Source organism: Stenotrophomonas maltophilia (assembly GCF_006974125.1).
Lineage (GTDB): Bacteria > Pseudomonadota > Gammaproteobacteria > Xanthomonadales > Xanthomonadaceae > Stenotrophomonas > Stenotrophomonas maltophilia_O.
Genome location: NZ_CP037858.1, coordinates 2,237,418 through 2,257,397, shown reverse-complemented (window position 1 = coordinate 2,257,397; position 19,980 = coordinate 2,237,418). Strand labels below are relative to the sequence as shown.

General features: G+C 66.4%; 13 protein-coding genes and 1 tRNA gene. 6 read left to right on the top strand and 8 right to left on the bottom strand.

The features are described 5' to 3' along the window. The first annotated feature begins 104 nt into the window (after positions 1 to 104). Genes EZ304_RS10280 through EZ304_RS10270 form a run of 3 tightly spaced genes read left to right on the top strand, consistent with a single transcriptional unit; the run spans position 105 to position 1,877 of the window. Positions 105 to 800, top strand: coding sequence for a ComF family protein (locus EZ304_RS10280; protein ID WP_142806968.1), 696 nt, complete (start codon positions 105 to 107; stop codon positions 798 to 800). 58 nt (positions 801 to 858) lie between these two features. Next, positions 859 to 1,410 (top strand): HdeD family acid-resistance protein, encoded by a 552-nt coding sequence (locus EZ304_RS10275; RefSeq protein ID WP_142806967.1) that lies wholly within the window; start codon positions 859 to 861, stop codon positions 1,408 to 1,410. Further along, on the top strand, positions 1,407 to 1,877 hold the full coding sequence (locus EZ304_RS10270) for a SecDF P1 head subdomain-containing protein (protein WP_142806966.1): 471 nt from the start codon (positions 1,407 to 1,409) through the stop codon (positions 1,875 to 1,877). The genes EZ304_RS10275 and EZ304_RS10270 overlap by 4 nt, the downstream gene beginning before the upstream one ends. 52 nt (positions 1,878 to 1,929) lie before the next feature. Here EZ304_RS10270 and EZ304_RS10265 read toward each other — a convergent pair whose 3' ends face one another. The 6 genes from EZ304_RS10265 to EZ304_RS10240 form a co-directional block, all read right to left on the bottom strand. Beyond that, entirely contained in the window at positions 1,930 to 3,732 is a 1,803-nt protein-coding gene (locus EZ304_RS10265; protein WP_142806965.1) for an MFS transporter, read from the bottom strand. Positions 3,733 to 3,901: 169 nt separating this feature from the next. After that, positions 3,902 to 5,029, bottom strand: a complete 1,128-nt coding sequence (nagA, locus tag EZ304_RS10260; protein ID WP_142806964.1) for an N-acetylglucosamine-6-phosphate deacetylase — start codon at positions 5,027 to 5,029, stop codon at positions 3,902 to 3,904. Further along, on the bottom strand, positions 5,026 to 5,802 hold the full coding sequence (locus EZ304_RS10255) for a DeoR family transcriptional regulator (protein WP_142806963.1): 777 nt from the start codon (positions 5,800 to 5,802) through the stop codon (positions 5,026 to 5,028). Before EZ304_RS10255 ends, nagA begins: the two co-directional genes overlap by 4 nt. Positions 5,803 to 5,835: 33 nt before the next feature. Then, positions 5,836 to 7,170, bottom strand: a complete 1,335-nt coding sequence (locus EZ304_RS10250; protein WP_142806962.1) for a D-tagatose-bisphosphate aldolase, class II, non-catalytic subunit — start codon at positions 7,168 to 7,170, stop codon at positions 5,836 to 5,838. Positions 7,171 to 7,186: 16 nt separating this feature from the next. Next, positions 7,187 to 8,125 (bottom strand): ROK family protein, encoded by a 939-nt coding sequence (locus EZ304_RS10245; protein WP_142806961.1) that lies wholly within the window; start codon positions 8,123 to 8,125, stop codon positions 7,187 to 7,189. After that, entirely contained in the window at positions 8,118 to 9,284 is a 1,167-nt protein-coding gene (locus tag EZ304_RS10240; protein ID WP_142806960.1) for an SIS domain-containing protein, read from the bottom strand. Before EZ304_RS10240 ends, EZ304_RS10245 begins: the two co-directional genes overlap by 8 nt. Positions 9,285 to 9,606: 322 nt before the next feature. Here EZ304_RS10240 and EZ304_RS10235 point away from each other — a divergent pair, with 322 nt between their 5' ends. The 3 genes from EZ304_RS10235 to EZ304_RS10225 all read left to right on the top strand — a co-directional run bounded on the left by EZ304_RS10235 (position 9,607) and on the right by EZ304_RS10225 (position 17,496). Next, positions 9,607 to 12,966 carry a TIM-barrel domain-containing protein gene (locus EZ304_RS10235; protein WP_142806959.1) on the top strand — a complete coding sequence of 1,120 codons (3,360 nt, stop codon included), beginning with the start codon at positions 9,607 to 9,609 and terminating at the stop codon, positions 12,964 to 12,966. A gap of 133 nt (positions 12,967 to 13,099) precedes the next feature. Beyond that, complete coding sequence (locus EZ304_RS10230; protein ID WP_099554811.1) at positions 13,100 to 16,075, top strand: TonB-dependent receptor domain-containing protein; 2,976 nt, start codon at positions 13,100 to 13,102, stop codon at positions 16,073 to 16,075. A gap of 65 nt (positions 16,076 to 16,140) precedes the next feature. Continuing rightward, the gene (locus EZ304_RS10225) at positions 16,141 to 17,496 is read left to right on the top strand and encodes a Gfo/Idh/MocA family protein (protein ID WP_099554871.1); all 1,356 of its coding nucleotides are present in this window, start codon (positions 16,141 to 16,143) and stop codon (positions 17,494 to 17,496) included. Between the two features lie 110 nt (positions 17,497 to 17,606). Here the strand turns inward: EZ304_RS10225 and EZ304_RS10220 are convergent, their stop codons facing one another. Both EZ304_RS10220 and EZ304_RS10215 read right to left on the bottom strand, forming a co-directional pair. Continuing rightward, entirely contained in the window at positions 17,607 to 19,316 is a 1,710-nt protein-coding gene (locus EZ304_RS10220) for a DUF4434 domain-containing protein (RefSeq protein ID WP_142806958.1), read from the bottom strand. A gap of 447 nt (positions 19,317 to 19,763) precedes the next feature. Further along, positions 19,764 to 19,840 (bottom strand) — tRNA-Arg (locus tag EZ304_RS10215). Between the last annotated feature and the right edge of the window lie 140 nt (positions 19,841 to 19,980).

Genomic DNA, 19,980 nt, shown 5'->3' with positions numbered 1-19,980 from the left:
GCGACCGGCAGAGTGGGGTCCACGGAGTCCATAGCGCCTGTTCCCTACACGACAACGCCGTGTCATCGGATGGAGAACGAGTCGAAGCGGGTTGATGCTGGGGCGTGCTCACATCTTCACTCGCAACGGAAATCGTCCGCCCGCAGAAGCTCCTGCAGCTACTGCTGCCACTACGCTGCCTGGTCTGTGGCGAGCCGGGCCACGATGAACTTGACCTGTGCCGCGACTGCCTTGCCGGACTGCCTTGGGCCGGTCGTGCCTGCCTGCGCTGTGCACTCCCGCTACCCGGGAACGCCCTGATCGTCTGCGGCATTTGCCGCGACGAGGTACCGCCGCAGGCCGCCACGCATGCCAGCCTGCTGTACCTTCCCCCCGTCGATCAGCTGTTGGTGCGTTACAAGTTCCATCAGGATCTGGCGGCAGGTCGCCTGCTCGCGCAGCTGATGCTGCGCGCCCCGCCCCCCTGGTCGTGCGCGCCGCTGGTGCCGGTGCCGCTGCATGGGCGACGCCTGCGCCAGCGCGGCTACAACCAGGCCGCCGAACTGTGCCGCCTGTTGCCGATGCCGGTCTGGCAGGGGCTTTACCGGCGCCGCCACACCGCGCCGCAGTCCGAGCGCAGCGCAGAACAGCGCAGGGAGAATCTGTTCGATGCGTTCGCTGTTCGTGGTCCGGTGCCCACGCGGCTGACCGTGGTCGATGACGTGATGACCACCGGCAGTACGGTGATGGAGGTGGCCGAGACGCTGCGCCTGGTTGGCGCTGCGGAGGTGCGCGTATGGGTCTGCGCGCGGGTGCCGTGATCGCTCTCTTCATCCACAGGGGCTACGATGAACCCGATTCCGGATCGAAGGAGTGGCCATGAATTCCCCCCTCTCTCCCCTGTTGTCGGCGGTTGGCCGTAGCTGGTGGATCCTCCTGCTGTATGGCCTGGTCGCTCTCGGCTTCGGCATCGTCGCCATCGGCTGGCCGTTGTCGGCGGCCATGGCACTGGCCTGGACGCTGGGCGTGATGGCCATCGTCGAGGGCGTCATCAGCCTGTTCGCTTTGATCAGCGGCGGTAGCGGCGCTTCGCGCGGCTGGCTTGCGCTGTATGTCATTGCTTCGCTGGGCTTCGGCATCCTGGCGGTGATCAATCCGCTGGCAACGGCCAGCGTGCTGGTGCTGTTCCTGGCGGCGTGGCTGCTGGTGGCCGGCATCTATCGCATCGTGTTCGCGATCCGCGTGCGCAAGCAGATCCAGGGCGAATGGCTGCTGGTCCTCAGCGGCGTGCTGGCGGTGGTGCTGGGCCTGCTGTTTGCGGCCAATCCATATGCCGGCGTGGCGGTAACCACGTTGTGGATCGGCATCGGCAGCCTGCTGTACGGCCTGCTGCAGGTGCTGGTGGCATTCAAGCTGCGGAAGCTGAAGTGAGAACGGCGCTTCTGCTGCTGCTGGGCGCGGCACTGGCCATCACCGGATGCACGCCGGGTGCCACACCCGGTGTCCTGGCAGGCAAGGAGCATGCGCCGCGGCCCGGTGTGGATGTGCGCCTGAGCGCGGTTGATGCGGACGGCAAGGGCACGCAAGCGCAGTGGCAGGGCGAGACCCTTGCGCTGCGCGAGCCGCCGATTGCCGGCAGCGCCGACATTGCCGATGTGCGCTATGTGCTGGACGCAGGCCAGCAGCCCGGCCTGCAGATCCGCTATCGGCCGGAAGCGCATCAGCGCATCCACGATGGCACGGCAGCACTGGTGGGCCAGCGAGCAGCGATCAGTGTGGATGGCCGCGTGCTGATGGTGGCGACGGTGAAAGGCCCGTTCGGTGAATCGATGATGCTGAGCGGGCTGCCGAGCATTGCCGAGGCGCAGGCGTTGGCGAAGCACATCACCGGTCAGTGACGGGCGCGCCAACACCGCCGCGCCGTGCGCGGGGGTCGATCAAGGTCGACCGCTACCGGGCGAACCGTGCCTCGATCTCCTCCAGCGACTTGCCCTTGGTCTCCGGCAGCCAGAACGCGGCCACCAGGAAGAACACGAAGGTGCACGCCGCCCAGAACACGAACATGCTGGCGTAGCCGTAGTGGCCCACCGTGGGCAGGAAGATGGCGGCGATGGTGGTCGACACGAACTGGTTGATCAGCAGTGCGATGCTCATGCCGTTGGAGCGGATGCGGTTCGGCATCAGCTCCGACAGTGCCAGCCACACGCACACGCCGGGGCCGACCGCGAAGAACGCGACGAACACCAGGATGCAGGCGGCCACCGCCCAGCCATGTGCCGGCGGCGGCACCGGGCCGATGCGGGCCTGTTCGATGCGCAGCGGCGCCTGCGCGGCACTGGCCGGGTCGGCGAACGGGTTCAGATGCAGTTTGCGGAAGAACGCACCAATCACGCTGTCGGGCTGCACGGTGCCTGCGCGCTCGATGCGCAGCTCGCGATCAATCAGGTTGTCGCTGCGCAGGGCGCGCACGTTGGTGAAGTCACCATAGGCGTACGACACGGTCAGCTGCATCGGTCGGCCCTGGCTGTCGATGCCATTGCCCAGGCGCTGCCACTGCGCGTCATCAAGCACCAGCTGCAGGCCGTCGCCGCTGACCGCCGCCTGCAGTTGCGGCTGCACATCGGCACGGCCGCGCTCGGCCTGGAAGAACAGCGTGGCGGCCGCCAGCAGGGCCACGCAGATGCCGCCGCTGCCGAGCATCAGCAGGAACTTGCGACCCTTGCGGTCGACCAGCAGCAACGCGACCACGGTCATCACCGCGTTGAGCAGCTTGATCGCCACGTCGGCGCCATTGGCGACCGAGCCGGACAGGCCGGCCTGGTTGAGGATGTTGACCGCGTAGGCCAGCACTGAGTTGATGCCGGTGGCCTGGGTGCAGGCCAGCACCACGCAGGCGAGCAGGAACGGCACCACATAGCGGCGGCTGAGCAGCGGATCGCGCTTGCCGTCGCTGCTGCTCGATTCCGGCGCTTGGATCTGGGCCAGCGTGGGCTCGACGTCTGCGGCGGGAAGGACGCGCTGAAGGCTGCGGCGGGCTTCATCGATGCGGCCGCGGCGTACCAGCCAGCGTGGCGATTCGGACAGCCAGAAGATGCCGGCGCAGAACAGCAGGCCTGGCGCCAGGCAGGTCCAGAAGATGGTGCGCCAGGCATGGTCCTTCACCGTGAACAGTTCCTGCGCCTGTTGCGCGACCGGCAGCGAACGCACGGCTTCGGCGGCGGCATCCACGGCGTGGGCGTGGTACAGGCCGATCAGGGCTGCCAGCACCAGGCCAACGGTCAGCAGCAGCTGGAACATGGCCGCGCCGCGCCCACGTCGTTCGGGGCTGAGCACTTCGGCCAGGTACAACGGAATGACCACTCCGATCAGGCCGCCACTGATGCCCTGCAGCAGGCGTCCCAGCAGCAGCGGTGTGTAGCCGGAGGCCAGTGCCATGATCGGAATCGAGGCAGTGAACAACAGGCCGGCCAGCAGCATCGCGCCGCGGCGGCCGATCAGGTCGGCGACCATGCCGGCGAACAGCGACGACAACACGCTGCCCAGCAGTACCGCTGCCACCACGAAGCCAAGCTGCTGGCTGCTGAGCTGCCACGCGTGGCTGGCCGTTGCCTCCAGGTAGGGCAGGGCACCGGCGATGATGCCGATGTCGATGCCGTACAACAGGCCACCGAGGCCGCCGATGAAGAGCAGGTAACGTACGGGCCAGCGCGGAGCGCTGGAAGCGGGTACGGCAGGTGCGGCGGCTGCGGTCATCGGCGTATTCCTGGAATAGCGGGGATGGTGCGTGGCTGAGGCGTTGCGCTTGCGCGCTTCATGAAGGGCCGAGCCAGGCTCGGCTTGCCGTGCGAAGCGCGGCACGGACGTCATCGATGTCGGTATGAAAAGCAGCCGAGCATGGCTCGGCTCTACAGAAACGCAGATATCAGGCGTTTGCGGCGTTCAAATTGACCACGCGCCCGCCCACCACCACCCGCTGCAGGCGCAGTTCGGCGTCCATCACCACCAGGTCGGCGCGGGCGTCGGGCGCGATGCGGCCGCGATCATCCAGCCCCAGGTAGTCGGCCGGGAAGGTGGATACACGCTGCGAGGCATCGGCCAGCTCCAGACCGACGCGCACCAGGTTGCGCAGCGCCTGGTCCATGGTCAGCGCGCTGCCGGCCAGTGAACCCGTGGCCAGGCGCACGCAGCCGCCGCACTTGTGCACGCGCTGCTCGCCCAGCGCGTATTCGCCATCGGGCATGCCGGTGGCGGCGGTGGCGTCGGTCACCGCGTACAGGCGCGGGATCGCGCGCGCGGCCAGGCGGATCACGCCGGGATGGGTGTGCTGCAGGTCGGGGATGATCTCGGCGTACTGTGCGTGTGCCAGTGCGGCGGCGGCGATGCCCGGGCGATAGTGATCGACGCCGGTCATGCCGTTGAACAGATGGGTGAAGCCGGAGGCACCGGCCTGCAGCGCAGCAACACCCTCTTCGTAGGTGCCGGCGCTGTGGCCGAGCTGCACGCGGATGCCCATTGCCGAAAGCGCGGGAATCAGCGCGGTGTGCTCGCCGATCTCCGGCGCCAGCGTCATCACCCGGATCGGCGCCAGCGCGTGCAGCTGCTGTACCAGCGCCAGCGTCGCCTCGATGGTGCGGTTGGGCTGCGCGCCCAGCCGCTGCGGGCTGATGAACGGCCCTTCCAGATGTACGCCGACGATGCTGGCGGCGTCTGCATCGGGTGCGGCCATGGTCGCGGCCACGCCGTGCAGCGCGTGCTCGATCTCATCCAGGCCGGCGGTCATGGTGGTCGCCAGCAGCGTGGTGGTGCCGAAGCGCAGATGGGTACGGGCGATGGTGCGCGCCACGTCGCCGCCCTGCATCAGGTCCACGCCGGCCGCACCGTGCACGTGCAGGTCGATGAAGCCGGGCAGGATCACCGGCAACTGCAGGTCGTCGGCACCGCTGTGGTCATCCACCTGCAGGTGGCGCACGTGCGAATCGAAGTGGACGTGGCCACGCCGCCAGCCCAGCGGGGTGAGGATGCGGCCATGCAGGGAGCGGGTGTCGGTCATGTGGCGGGCTCGGCGATGATCACTTCGATGCCCAGCCGCTGCAGGCCCTCGCGGGAGACGTCGTCGATACCGGCATCGGTGATGATGGTGTGGATCTGATCCAGCAGGGCGATGCGGTGCAGGCTGACGCGCCCGAACTTGGAGGCGTCGGTCAGCACCACGATGCGGCGTGCACGCTCGACCATGCGATGGTTGAGGCGGGCTTCGGCTTCGTCGTGGGTGGTCAGGCCGAACTGCAGGTCCAGGCCGTCCACGCCCAGGAACAGCGTGTCGAAGCTGTACGAATTGAGGCTGGCTTCGGCCTGGCTGCCCTGCAGCGACAACGACTGCTGGCGCAGCAGGCCACCAGTCAGCAGCACGTTGATGCCGGGCGCGTTGGCCAGTTCCCAGGCGATGTTCAGGCCGTTGGTCATCACCGTCACGTCGCGCTGCGTGCGCAGGTGGCGGGCCAGGGTCATCGTGGTCGAGCCAGAGTCGATGATGATGTTGTCACCAGGCCGTACCAGGCGCGCGGCACACGCACCGATCGATTCCTTCAGCGGCAGGTTCAGTGCGTCCTTTTCGTGGATGTCCTGTTCCTGCGGTGGCGTGCGCACCAGGGTGGCGCCACCGTGGGTACGGTTGGCCAGGCCCTGCGACTCGAAGTGGGTCAGGTCGGCACGGATGGTCACCGCCGACACGCCAAAGCGCTCGACCAGATCGGCCACCTGCACCGAGCCGTGCTCGATCAGCAGCTGCAGGATCTGTTGTCGGCGGGAGCGGGTGTTGCGCATGGCCATTCTCGGTGTCGCGGGGAAAGGTAGAGATTAGCCGTTCACAGGAACAGCGGCAGCCGAACCTGCGTTCTGCGTGCGGGTTCCGGCCTGGTTGGCGCTGCACGCACGGGCGTACTCGCCCAGGCACAGGCCGACGCGATGTTGCGCCAGCGCGGTGGGCGTATTGGCCAGGGTGCCCTCGCGCACGGCGCGGTACTGCTCCGGCAGGTACTGGCTGAGCAGCACCAGCGGCGGCGCGTGCTGTTCCAGGTTGGCGAACAGGGTCTGCACCGCCTGCACCAGCGCGGGCTCGCCCCAGTAGTAGCGGCAGCGATCGCTGAAGGAGTAGCTGCGCAGCAGGCGCAGCGCGGCATCATCGCCCTGGTAGTAGGACTGCCAGTACTTCGGCTGCGCCACCATCACTTCGTCCAGCACCTGCGGCAGGCGCGAGCACTGCGCGGCCGGCAGCAGTTCGGCCTCGATCGCGGCCAGCGCGAACAGCGCTTCGCGGTAGGCGAAGGTGGCCGCCGGGCCGACCTTGAGGATCGCGAAGTGGTCGCGCACCAGCGCGTGCAGGCCGCTTTCGCGCTGGTAGTCGGTGGAATGCGCCTCGAACACGATGCGCGGCTGCTGTTCGAGGAAGTCGGCCAGCGTGCTGGCAGCGGCCGCGTCGTACTCGTGCACGCTGCTGTGGTCGAAGTCCACGCCCGGCTGCACCACCATCGCGATCACGCGTTGCCACGCATCGCGCAGCTGCGGCGTGTCGAACGCCTGCTGGTGGATGGCCAGGGTCTGCGCGGCAGCAGCGGGCGTGGTCACCTGCAGGCCTTCGGCCAGCGAGGCTTCGCCACCGGGAATCGGCACTTCGGTACCGATCACGTAGACCGGCGGTGGCAGGCCATGATCCGCAGCGGTGCGCTCGGCGATTTCGGCCAGCTCGGCCGAACGCGCGGCGACGATCGCGTCCGGCAGCGGCACCGGGTCATCGGCGCAGGACATGCTGCAATCCAGGTGGATCTTGTGGAAACCCGCGGCGACGTAGGCTTCGATCAGTACGCGCGCGTGGGTCATCGCCTCGACGGCCGGGCGCTTCTGCCAGGCATTCGGGCCAAGGTGGTCACCGCCCAGGATCAGCCGCTCGCGCGGGAAGCCTTCCTCATCGGCCAGCGTGCCCACGTAGTCGCGGTACTGCGGCGGGGTCATGCCGGTGTAGCCGCCGAACTGGTCGACCTGGTTGGAGGTGGCCTCGATCAGCAGCACGGTACCGTGCGCAAGCGCCACGTGCATGGCCGCGCGCAGCACCTGTTCGTTGCTGCAGCAGACGCTGTACAGGCCGACGTTGGCACCGGCGCGGTGGGAGGCAAGCAGGGTCTGCAACGGGGACATGGTCAGGCTCCGGACATCAGGAAAACGAGGGTTGGCAGGCGAGCAGGGCGGCACCACGTGCGCCACCGGCATCGCCGAAGCGCGGCGGCACGATCGGCGGTACCTGCACGCCGTTGAACAGATGGGCGGCGATGGCCGCCGGCAGCTGCTGGTACAGCGGTGCGTACTGCGAGAGGCCACCGCCGAGCACGATCACGTGCGGGTCCAGCGCCAGCACCAGCGCGGCCAGGCTGTGGCCGAGCAGGTCCCGGTGGATGTCCAGCGCCTGGCGTGCACGGGCATCACCGGCCTCGGCCAGGGCGATCACCGCGCTGGCATCCACCGCACCGCCACCCAGATGGCGTTCGATCATCGCCAGCCCGCTGCCGGACACGTATCGCTCCACGCAGCCCTGCAGGCCACAGGCGCAGTCGATCAGTGGCAGGCCATGGCGCTGCAGCAGGTGGCCGGGCACGCTCCAGTGGCCCCATTCGCCGGCCAGGCCATTGAAGCCGGACAGCAGCCGGCCCTGCAGGCAGAAGCCGCCGCCGGCGCCGGTGCCGAGGATGGCGCCGAACATGCTGGGGTAGCCGTCAGCCGCACCGCCGTGCGCTTCAGACAGGGCAAAGCACTGCAGATCGTTGCCGAAGTGCAGCGGGCGCCGCAGCCGTGTCTGCAGATCCTGCGCCACGCATTGGCCGGTCAGTGCAGGCACATTCGCGCTGAGCTGGCGGCCGGTGCGGCGATCGCGCACGCCGGGCAGGGCGATGCCGATGGCCGCATCGCTGCGGCCAAGTGCAGCATCTGCCTCTGCCGCCAGCGCCACCACCGCCAGGAGGAAGCCGTCGTAGTCACCCTGTGGGGTGCTGACCCGGCGGCGCCAGGTGACCTGCATCGCCGCATCGCACGCCACCAGCTCGATCTTGGTGCCGCCGATGTCGATGCCGTAGCAGGCGTGGGCGATCAGCTCAGCCATGGTGGATGGTGACGCCCTTGACGACGCGGTTGACGGTGCCGTCCGGGAACGGGTTGTCCGGGGTCAGGCCGAGCGCGGTCGAGCGCTGCAGCGCGAACAGCTGCGCGAAGCCCAGCCACACCGGCGCCAGCCACGGGTCGTCGAATGCAGTGTGAAGCGGCGGCACCACAAGGGTGTACTCGTCATCGGCGCCGATATCCGAGTGCGGGCCGATCGCCAGCACCTGGCCGGCCACGCCATCGCGGCGCAGTTCTTCCAGCAGGTCCTGTTCGTAGCGCCGCGCCAGTGGCTGCACGCTGCGCAGCACCACCACCAGGGTGTTGCCATCCAGCGTCGACTTCGGGCCATGACGGAAGCCCAGCGGCGTGTTGGCCAGCGCCAGCACGCGGCCAGCGGTCAGCTCCAGCACCTTCAGCGCGCACTCGCGTGCCAGTGCTTCCAGCGGGCCGCTGCCGAGGTAGATGATGCGGTTGAACGGGCGCTGCGCCAGCGCCGCCACCGGTGCATCCCACTGCGTCAGGCCTTCGCGGGCCAGCGCGGCGATCTGCTTCAGCCGCGCCACGCGCGCATCCCACGGCGAACGATCGAACACGGTCAGCGCGGCCAGCAGCATGCAGGTCAGGCTGCTGGTCATGGCGAAGGCGCGGTCGCAGCTGGCCGACGGCATCAGCAGGGTGCAGGTATCGGCACGGCCGGCGCCACGGCGGGCCAGTTCGCCATCGGCGTTGCAGGTGATGTCGAGGAAGCGCGCGTCATCCACATCGCTGCGCACGCGGTCCACCGCGGCCACGCTTTCCGGGCTGGAACCGCTGCGGCCGAACGAGACCAGCAGGGTCGGGCGGTCGCGCTGCAGGTAAAGCGCCGGGTGGGTCAGCAGGCTGGTGGTGTGCACCACGCGCACCTCGGCCGGCCACTGCGCATTGATCGCGTCGGCCACCATTTCGGCGATGAAGCCGGAGCTGCCGGCGCCGGTGAACAGCACGCGCTGGTTGGGATCGTTGAGGCTGTCGCCGAGGAAGGCCTGCAGGCGGTCGCGTGCACGCGACAGGTCCTGTGCGAGGGCGTCCCACAGCACTGGCTGCTGGGCGATTTCGGTAGCGGTATCGGCTCCGCCAAGGCGCTGCCAGGCGGACACATCGGAAAGCAGGGTGACGTCCATTCGGAGGTTCCAGTTGGGCCAGCGCACCATCTGTGTTTTCTTTCGAAATGTCAAATAGCGAAAGTAAAAAGAAAGAAAATGTGATGCCGACTTCGCTCTACCTAGTGCATCCCGGAAAACGCAAGAAACCGGCGAATGCCGTATCGCACAATGCTTAACAGGCGCCTGCAAGCGCTTACACAAAGTATTGCGACGCAACAACTTTCGTTTCAACGGAATATATCTTCCTTTTTCCTTTCAATTTGTTGACATCTTTCGAATCGCTGCCCTAGAGTCGGCCCAACCGCTTTCGAAACGCCCGGTGAACGGGTTGGGAGTCCGCGTGGAAAACTGCGTTCGTCGCTCGCCGCTGCTGCTGGCCCTGCTGCCAGCATTGCTGCTGGTTGCGACATCGGCCCAGGCCGAGCCGGTCGGCAACCTGCGTTCGGTCAGCGCCAGCGCCAGCCGTGACGGCGTGCAGGGCTGGGACCTGCAGACCGACAGCGGCGCGCGCATCCGCATCGAACTGCCCGCCACCGACATCATCCGCGTGCAGGCTGGCCGCAAGGGCACCCTGACCGGTGCCGGCGACAAGGCCGCGCCCATCGTGCTGCCGCAGCCCAAGGCAGACGTGCAGGCGCAGCTGGAAGAGGACGCACAGGAAATCCGCGTGCGTACCGCTGCGCTGGTGCTGCACGTGCAGCGCCAGCCGCTGCGCCTGCGCCTGGAGCGGCTGGACAACGGCCAGCCCACCGCGCTGTGGCAGGAACTGCAGCCGCTGGATCTGGATGCGACGCAGAGCGTGCAGGTGCTTTCTTCGCAGGCTGATGAAGGCTACTTCGGCGGCGGCCAGCAGAACGGCCGTTACCAGTTCAAGGGCCGCGAGCTGGAGGTGTCCTACTCCGGCGGCTGGGAAGAGGGCGATCGCCCCAGCCCGGCGCCGATGCTGCTCAGCAGCCGCGGCTGGGGCATGCTGCGCAACACCTGGAGCGATGGCAGCTACGATCTGCGCGAGGCCGACCAGGCCACGCTGCTGCATCGCGAAGACCGCTTCGATGCGTACTACTTCGTGGGCGCCGACCTGCCGAAACTGATCGAGCGCTACACCCAGCTGACCGGCCGCCCGAACATGGTCGCGCGCTGGGCGCTGTCCTACGGCGATGCCGATTGCTACAACGACGGCGACAACAGCAAGAAGCCCGGCACCGTACCTGAGGGCTGGAGCGACGGCCCGACCGGCACCACGCCCGATGTGATCGACTCCGTGGCCAAGCAGTACCGCGCCAACGACATGCCCGGTGGCTGGATCCTGCCCAACGATGGCTACGGCTGCGGCTACAAGCAGTTGCCGGAAACAGTGAAGGGCTTGGCCGGGTATGGTTTCCGCACCGGCCTGTGGACCGAGAACGGCGTCGACAAGATCGCCTGGGAAGTGGGCAAGGCGGGCAGCCGCGTGCAGAAGCTGGACGTGGCCTGGACCGGCAAGGGCTACCAGTTCGCGATGGACGCCAACCGCCAGGCGTTCAACGGCATCCTCGACAATTCCGATTCGCGCCCGTTCCTGTGGACGGTGATGGGCTGGGCCGGCATCCAGCGCTATGCCGTGGCCTGGACCGGCGACCAGAGCAGCAGCTGGGATTACATCCGCTGGCACGTGCCGACCCTGGTCGGTTCGGGCCTGTCCGGCATGGCCTACGCCAGTGGCGATGTCGATGCGATCTTCGGCGGCAGCGCCGAAACCTTCACCCGCGACCTGCAGTGGAAGGCGTTCACGCCGGTGCTGATGGGCATGAGCGGCTGGTCGTCGAACGCACGCAAGCACCCCTGGTGGTACGACGAACCCTATCGCAGCATCAACCGCGATTACCTGAAGTTGAAGATGCGCCTGACCCCGTACATGTACGGGCTGGTGCACGAGGCCGCGCAGACCGGCGCGCCGCCGGTGCGTGGCCTGATGTGGGACAACCCGCGCGATCCGCATGCGCAGGATGAAACCTACAAGTACCAGTTCCTGCTCGGCCGCGATCTGCTGGTCGCGCCGGTATACCGCAGCCAGGCCGCCAGCCGTGGCTGGCGCCGCGACATCCATCTGCCGGCCGGCGGCTGGATCGACTACTGGGACGGCCGCCGCGTGCAGGCCGCCGCCGATGGCCGCCAGCTTGACCGCCAGGTGGACCTGGCCACGCTGCCGGTGTTCGTGCGTGCCGGTGCGATCCTGCCGATGTACCCGTCGATGCTGTTCGACGGCGAGAAGCCGCTGGATGAAGTGACGTTCGACCTGTACCCGCAGGGCGATTCGCAGTACACGCTGTACGAAGACGATGGCAACACGCGCCGCTACCAGCAGGGCGAGTCGAGCACGCAGCAGATCCGCGTGCAGGCCCCGGCGCAGGGCAGTGGCCCGGTGCAGGTGCAGATCGATGCGGTGCAGGGTCAGTACAACGGCCAGCTGGCGCAGCGTCGTTATGGCCTGCGCGTGCTCAGCCGCCAGGCGCCGCGTGCGGTGCAGGCCGGTGGCCGTGCGCTGCCGGCGCTGGCTGATGCCGCTGCGTTCAACGGTGCGGCTGAAGGCTGGTACTTCGATGCCGCAGAACGCCGCGGCACGCTGCACGTGCGTACCGCCACCCAGGACATCCGTCAGCCGCTGCAGTTGGCTCTGGACTTTGCGGTGGCCGCCGCGGCCGCCGACGATGCCTATCCGGCCGCGCCGGTGCTGGGCCGTGAACTGCCGGCCGACAGCCTGCTGGTGGTGAATCGCCCGGCCGAAGAGCCCGGCCACGCGCTGGAAAACGCCTTCGATGATGACCCGGGTACCTGGTTCCGCAGTGTGCGCAACCAGGCCGTGCGCACCGGTGCCCACGAATGGGTGGTGGGCTTCGGCGAGCGCAGGATGATCGATGGCATCGACATCGCACCGCGCAACGACAAGAACTGGAAGCACGGCCAGGTACGCGACTATGAGGTCTACCTGGGCGACAGCAACGGCGAGTGGGGCGAGCCGATCGCGCGTGGCCGCCTGCAGTTGAAGGAAGGCGTGCAGCGCATCGACTTCCCGGCACATGCCGGACGCCTGCTGCGCTTCCGCGTGCTGAGCGTGCAGAACCCGGAAGGCGACGGCGCCAGCAGCACCGACCCGATGGTCACGGCCGCACAGGGCAGCGCCCGCGCGTTCGATGCACTGCAGCCGCGCGACGTCGGCCCGATCGCCCTGTCCACCTTCCACATCCTCGAACACCAGGAACCGGAGCGACCGGCCCGGCAGCGCTATCTCTCCGAGCTGCCGGTGCCGGCCGCGCTGGCCAGCCAGGTGCGCACCGACCAGTCCTTCCGTGGCGACGCCGGCATGCGCATGAACGGCCTGCAGTTCCGCCGTGGCCTGGGCGTCGGCGCCACCAGCCGCATCGACCTGCGCCTGCAGGGCGGCTGGCACCTGCTGCGTGCCGACCTCGGCATCGACGACGCCTGCCGCACCGCCGGTGGCCTGCAGTTCCAGGTCTGGGGCGACAACCGCCTGCTGTACGACAGCGGCCTGGTGAAGGCACCCGGCGTGGTCAAGCCGGAGCTGGACATCCGTGGCCTTTCCACCCTGAGCCTGCGCACGCTGGGTGCGCAGGGCAGCCAACCCGCCCAGGTCTGTGCCAACTGGGCCAACGCCGTGCTGATCGGCCAGGAGGGCGACTCCGCCAGCATCGTCGCCCCATGACCCCCTCGTAACACCGCTCCTCCCCCCGCCCATTCCGACTACGGCCCTCATGGCCGTGGCCCGGGAGCGTTTTGCCCGCCGAACGCCCACGCGCTCATTTATTGCGCTGCACCCCTGCCAGGAGAGAACCCCGATGTTGCCCGCACGCCACCACCGCCCCCCCTGTCGCTCGATCGCTCCGCTGTCGCTGGCCATCGCCGGCGTGCTGCTGTCGGTCGCCGTTCCTGCCTTCGCCCAGGAGAGCAAGGACAAGGCCACCGACCTGGCCCGCATCGAGGTCACCGGCTCCAACATCCGCCGCACCGACGTGGAAACCGCGTCCCCGGTGCAGGTGATCAGCAAGCAGGACATCCAGAACATGGGCGCGCGCACGCTGCTGCAGGTGCTCGACAACCTGCCCGCCGCACGCCCGGCGCAGCAGGATGCGCGCTCGCTGTTCACCGGTTCCGATGGTGCCTCGCAGGCCAACCTGCGTGGCTTGGGCGCGCAGGGCACGCTGGTGCTGCTGAACGGCCGTCGCCTGTCGTACTACGGTGCACCGGCCGGCTTCCAGACCCAGTTCGTCAACATCGATGCGATCCCGGCCGCGGCCATCGAGCGCATGGAAGTGCTGACCGACGGCGCCTCGGCGGTGTACGGCACCGACGCGGTGGCCGGCGTGATCAACGTGATCACCAAGCGCAACTTCCAGGGTGCCGAGGTCAGCTTCACCAACGACACCTCCTCGCGCATCGACTCCTACGGCGAGCGCCAGGCCAGCATCACCGCCGGCTTCGGTGACCTGGCCGAAAACCGCTTCAACATCTACGGCGCGGTGAACATGTACCGCCGCGACGCGATCCCGCTGAGCGACTTCTACGACAAGCGGCCCGACCAGTACTACGTCAACAACCCGAACTACCTCAACAACCTGCGCCTGGGCGTGGGCAGCAAGCCGGGCGAGTTCAACCCGGGCAGCTACTTCGCCTTCGATCCGGTCACCGGCCGTCGTGTGCAGGAAGCTGCACCGGGCTGCAAGAACGTGCTGACCAGTGAAGCGGCCGGCCCGCGTTGCGTCTGGGAAACCTGGATGAACAACGAGATCGATGCCGGCGCCAAGTCCGAGCGCAACACCGCCTACCTCAACGGCACCTTCCTGGTGGGCGACAGCACCGAGATCTTTGCCGAGGCCACCTACACCGATATCGACCTGCGCGCCAACGGCGGTACGCCGCGCACCTACGGCACCACCACCGGCAACCCGACCAGCTGGTTCTCGCGCAATACCGGCAACACCGTCAACCAGTTCCTGTACCCGTTCCTGGGCCCGAACAACGAGTACAACCACGCCAGCCCGGAAATGAAGGCGATGATGGGTGGCGTGGTCGGCCTGAACTACCTGCTGCAGGATGCCGGCCCGAACTACTTCGGCCAGCGCAACACCGACAAGAGCTACCGCGTGCTGGCCGGTGCGCGTGGCAACCGGGGTGACTGGAACTGGGAGACCGCGTTCGCCAGCGCCGGTACGCACTCCACCACGTACCAGACGATCAACGTCAACATCAAGGGCTTCGAGAAGGCGTTCGGCCCGTACTCGATCGATCCGGGCACCGGCCGCGTGATCATCTCCGACCACCCGGCGTACAAGTTCGGCGAGATCAGTGAAGCCAACGCCGCATTGATCCGTGAAGCGTTCCCGACCTTCGACATCCAGTCGTGGACCCGCCTGCACACCCTCGACGGCAAGATCGAAGGCCCGCTGTTCCAGCTGCCGGCCGGCGAGATGCGCGCCGCGTTCGGCTTCAACGCCAGCCGCGAAACCTTCTACACCCCGGGCAATGCCGATGCGGCCAACGGCCTGATCTCCCAGCAGGGCGGCTCCTGGTTCGACGGCAAGCGCAACACCTACGCGCTGTTCGCCGAAACCGTGGCGCCGATCACCGACAAGCTGGAACTGGATGCGGCGGTGCGCGTGGACAAGTACCCGAACTTCAGCGCCAACGTGGCGCCGAAGATCGGCTTCAAGTACCAGGCGTTCGACCAGCTGATGCTGCGCGGTACCTACTCGACCGGTTTCCGTGCACCGAGCCTGGCCGAATCCGGCAACGGTGGCGTGTTCGCCCAGCTGGGTGGCTACCGTGACGAGCTGCGCTGCAACGAGACCAACGCCATCGCCAACCTGCTGCTGAAGTCGCAGCGCCCGGGCGATGTCGATCTGGGCAAGAACCTGTTGAACGTGGATTGCAGCCGCACCGTGGCACGCATGACCCAGCCGAACAAGAACCTGAAGCCGGAGAAGGCGAAGATCGCCACCCTCGGCTTCGTCTACGAGCCGGCGACCTGGCTGTCGGTGTCGGCCGACTACTGGTTCATCTATCGCGACAATGAGATCGTCGCGCCGGACTACCGCCGCATGGAAGACATCATCTCCTCGTCGCGCTCGCCGATCACCGACAGTGACCGCGCCAACCTGGCGCAGCTGGCGGCGATGTGTGCGGACCCGGCCAGTGGCGTGAGCTGCCCGTCGGTGCTGCCGGGCTACTCCGCCGGCAACGTGGCCAGCGTGGTGGGCCAGTACAAGAACCGTGGCAAGACCCTGATCGACGGCTTCGACATCGATGCGCGCAGCCGCTTCTCGCTGGGTGACTGGGGCAACCTGAACATCGGCCTGGCTGCCACCATCGCCAACCGCAACCGTTTCTACATGGATGAAGCCAACGGCTGGTACTACGGCGACGTGGTGGGCTACTACAACAACCCGCGCCTGCGTGCCACGCTCAATGCCGACTGGACCTACAAGCAGGTGACCACCAGCATGTTCGTCAACTACGTGGGCGGCACCAAGTGGGCCACCGACCAGGTTGATGAGGTGAGCAACAACAAGGAAACCTGCACCGGCGGCTACCTGGCCCTGCAGAAGAGCAAGTGCGATGGTGCGCCGTCGTGGTGGACCGCCAACATGAGCGTCACCTGGCGCCCGGATGATGCCTGGAACCTGAGCTTCACCGTCAAGAACCTGTTCGATCGCCTGCCGTTCTACGATCCGAACAGCTTCCTGGGTGACTCCAGTGACTACGCAACCATCTTCGGCCGTGGTTACAGTGTGACCATCGGCTACCGTTTCAAGTAATTCCGTTTGCGTGACCTGGCGTGCCGGCTGCGGCCGGCACGCTGCCAAGAGGAGAGATGTTTGCCATGAAGCGTAGGGAATTCATCGCGGCCAGTGCCGCTGTCGCCGCCAGCAGCCTGCTGCCGCAGACCCCGGCATGGGCACGCGGGCGCAAGGTGCGCCTGGCCATGATCGGTACCGGCATGCGTGGCCTGGTGCTGCTGAAGGAACTGGTGCGCCGCGACGACGTCGAGGTGGTCGCCGTCTGCGATATCGAGCCGATCATGCTCGGCCGCGCCGTGGAGATGGTCAGCAAGGCCGGCAAGCCGGCGCCGAAGACCTATGGCCAGGATCGCGATACCAATGCCTGGAAGCGCCTGCTGGATCAGAAGGGCATCGATGGCGTGATCATCGCCACGCCGTGGGAGTACCACGCACCGATGGCGATTGCCGCGATGCAGGCTGGCGTGGCGGTGGGCTGCGAAGTGGTGGCCGGCATCACCCTGCAGGACCACTGGGACGTGCTGAAGACCCAGCTGAGCACCGGCACCCCGTACATGCTGCTGGAGAACGTCTGCTACCGCCGCGACGTGATGGCCGCGCTGCAGATGGTGCGCCAGGGCCTGTTCGGCGAGCTGGTGCACCTGCAGGCCGGCTACCAGCACGACCTGCGCGGCGTGAAGTTCAATTCCGGCGACCCCAACCAGCCCTACGACAGCGGGGTGGAGTTCGGGCCCAAGGGCTGGAGCGAAGCCCGCTGGCGCACCGAGCATTCGGTGGAACGCAATGGCGAGCTGTACCCCAGCCACGGCATCGGTCCCTGCGCGATGTACACCGGCATCAACCGCGGCAACCGCTTCACCCATATCAACGCCTTCGCGACCAAGGCGCGTGGCCTGCACGAATACACCGTGGCCAAGAGTGGCGGCACCACGCATCCCAGCACCAAGGTGAAGTTCAAGCTGGGCGACATCGTGACCACCACGCTGGCCTGCGAGAACGGCGAGACCATCCTGCTGCAGCACGACACCTCGCTGCCGCGCCCATACTCGATGGGTTTCCGCGTGCAGGGAACCAAGGGCCTGTGGATGGATGTGAACCATTCGATCCACATCGAAGGCCGCAGCCCGCCGCACCAGTGGGAAGAGTTCAAGAAGTACCAGGACGAGTACGAACACCCGCTGTGGAAGCAGAATGCCGACACCGCTGCCAGTGCCGGCCATGGTGGCATGGACTGGTTCGTCATCCATGCGTTCGTCGAGGCGCTGAAGGCCAAGGCGCCGATGCCGATCGACATCTACGACGCAGTGACCTGGAGCGCGATCACGCCGCTGAGCGAGCAGTCGATCGCCAACAGCTTCCAGACGCTGGAATTCCCGGACTTCACCGCCGGTGCATGGAAGCAGCGCAAGCCGATTTTTGCGTTCGACGGCAGGTACTGAGGTTTACCCCTTCCATGCGGTGACGGAAACGCCGGGCCATGCCCGGCGTTTCTGTTTCTGGGGCATTCGCCTTGTAGAGCCGAGCCCACGCTCGGCTGCGACGAAACCAGTCAATATCCTAGGCTGAAGTTCTCGATAGTGGATTTTTTTCCTGACTGGGTACTTTTAACCGCGCCGATGTAAATGAAGAAGCCAGGAGCAAGATCTGAGCGCTGGAATGGAATCCATATGGAGTCAAGCCCTGCGCCGGCACCACCTGGATAGATCCAGCCTGGCGCAAGACGCTGGGTCTGCAATTGCCAGTTGGAGTCGTACCAGGTGATCTGAAGTTCGGTGCCCGCACCGATGCCGTGGCCGTTCACAACCATGCCGGTTGACGGTGCATCCCAGAAAAATGCGTCGGTTATGACAGGGCGATCATGATCGCCCGCGATAGTTTGATGGAGCGGAAGACCGAAGCGTTCTGTACAGGTGAACAACGGGTCGTACATGAAGGAAATAACCTTGTCGACGCGCCCTGCCACGAATGTCAGGGCTCGATCCATCCGTTCCTTCGTTGTTCGCGATAGCGAGATGTAGCTGCAACCTGCGTAGTCTGGACTTTCGGTGTCTTCCTCGAACGCCTCTATATTGACCCACAAGTCGACCCTTCGATTCCCCCGGTTGAATTCACTCCTGGCCTCTCCCAGGGCATTGAATACATCCCGTATCGATCCGCCGTATTGACTGGAGAAACTACTGGAAGCGTCAACGCGCGGGTAGTGACCAAGCCTGGGGTCGACGGCGCCCACCAGCTGCGTTGCCTGGCCCGGCCAGTAGTAGGCCGCGTTTCCGGTACCGCGCCCATCCTGAGGCGCGATGATGTCCACTCCGGCCGTGGCCAGGCGCCTGAAACCGCTGACGGTCTGCTCGACAGTCTGGGTATTGCCGCGACCGTCCTTCAGAAGAAGAAGGTAGGGCGAGATGGCATATTTTCTGCCTGGGTTGAGGTTTCGGAACAGGCCGGCATCCTGGCCATACTCCGTGTCGGACGCAGTGTAGGTGCTTCCCAGCAGCACCTCATAGGATTGATATGCGCCGCGAAAACTGCTGTGTCCAGCATGTCTTGCTGCCCAGTCGGCATAGACGCGCCGCGCCCAGTCGCGGTGTGACGAGAGCATGGCGGCATCGATCATCCACTCTTGACCGGTAACAACGGGAAATGCGGGAGCTCCCAGGTAGACTTCCATACCGAGGTGATCGGCGACAGTGAGCATTGCGGTGGTGCTCTCGATTGCGTTCGCGTCGTACTGGACGAAAAGTACGTCGAATGAACCACTCGAGTAATCACAGGCTGCCTGCCCGTCATGGGGCAGAACAATGCGCCAGAACACTTTGGGTACGCCGTCAACGACAGTTTCGATCTTCCGATCAAATCCTCCGGGGCACGCGATCGCAGAGCCGTAGTGTTCGTTGAACTCGTAGCTCAGCCAGTTGCGGATGCGCTCAGTCCCAATTTCCTGCCTGGCCTGCTGCACGCAGGAGGTGCCCTCCGCGGTCGTGCAACCGATCGCGACGGTACTAGGGTCGGTGTGACGCTTAAGATGCGGCCCGAAATTGAGTACGGTCGTGCCACCCATCCGATGAAAGTCCTGCAGCGAGGTCTGCCACCCACAGGCCGACCGGGCATACATCCATGTTCCGCGTATTGGGTACTCTGTGGTGACAGCCTTGTCATACGGAGTTCCGCAGTAGCCGACGGCCTCAGACGCCAGAGACGGGGTCGAAAACAGAGCGGCTGCGGGTGCCAACAGCAGGATCAGCCAGAATCGCGGGTCCACGAATTTCTCCTTGGCGTTCGGTCCATGATTAGCCTCACCCACGCGCTGGAGGCATGGGTGTCAGGGAGAGTGCGTTTCAGGCACTCAGGTGTCAATGGCGCGGTGGGCCTGGTTGGAGACCAGCAACGACGTGCCTGGTTGCTCGACGGGTACTCTGGCTTCAGCGCTTGCTCTGCGCTCGGATGATGAGCATCCACACAGGCTGATCGGACCCGCGTGTGCCGTCCCGTCTAGATCGAGAAGAGCATGGACCAATCCGAGACCATGTTCCCGTGGTCAATCCGGATCTGGCTGGCAAGCGCACGAGCGTGGATTGATGTCATATCCGGCAGGGCTCGCGTACCCGCTTATGGGGCCGGCTGCCGACGTCGAATATCCGGTTGCCTTGCAGGATGGGGCGTCGTTGCACCTGGGCACGGTGAGCGGCGTTGATCCAGACAGGAAAAATGGCGCGCCCGGAGGGATTCGAACCCCCGACCAATGGCTTCGGAAGCCACTACTCTATCCGGCTGAGCTACGGGCGCGTTGTAGAACCGCCGCGCCACCGACCAGTGCCGGGGCGGGCATCGCAGCGCCATGAAGCGGTGCGGGACCGGCATTCTATCCAGTTTCGCCGAACAAATCTCCCCCCACGGGCAAAGCCCTGCCAGAGGGGCAGGAGTAT

Bases quoted from the DNA above. Each gene is read 5' to 3' on its own strand.
- EZ304_RS10225 (WP_099554871.1), top strand. From the start codon at position 16,141: ATGAAGCGTAGGGAATTCATCGCGGCCAGTGCCGCTGTCGCCGCCAGC.
- EZ304_RS10275 (WP_142806967.1), top strand. From the start codon at position 859: ATGAATTCCCCCCTCTCTCCCCTGTTGTCGGCGGTTGGCCGTAGCTGG.
- EZ304_RS10265 (WP_142806965.1), bottom strand. From the start codon at position 3,732: ATGACCGCAGCCGCCGCACCTGCCGTACCCGCTTCCAGCGCTCCGCGC.
- nagA (WP_142806964.1), bottom strand. From the start codon at position 5,029: ATGACCGACACCCGCTCCCTGCATGGCCGCATCCTCACCCCGCTGGGC.
- EZ304_RS10240 (WP_142806960.1), bottom strand. From the start codon at position 9,284: ATGGACGTCACCCTGCTTTCCGATGTGTCCGCCTGGCAGCGCCTTGGC.
- EZ304_RS10230 (WP_099554811.1), top strand. From the start codon at position 13,100: ATGTTGCCCGCACGCCACCACCGCCCCCCCTGTCGCTCGATCGCTCCG.
- EZ304_RS10245 (WP_142806961.1), bottom strand. From the start codon at position 8,125: ATGGCTGAGCTGATCGCCCACGCCTGCTACGGCATCGACATCGGCGGC.
- EZ304_RS10255 (WP_142806963.1), bottom strand. From the start codon at position 5,802: ATGCGCAACACCCGCTCCCGCCGACAACAGATCCTGCAGCTGCTGATC.
- EZ304_RS10250 (WP_142806962.1), bottom strand. From the start codon at position 7,170: ATGTCCCCGTTGCAGACCCTGCTTGCCTCCCACCGCGCCGGTGCCAAC.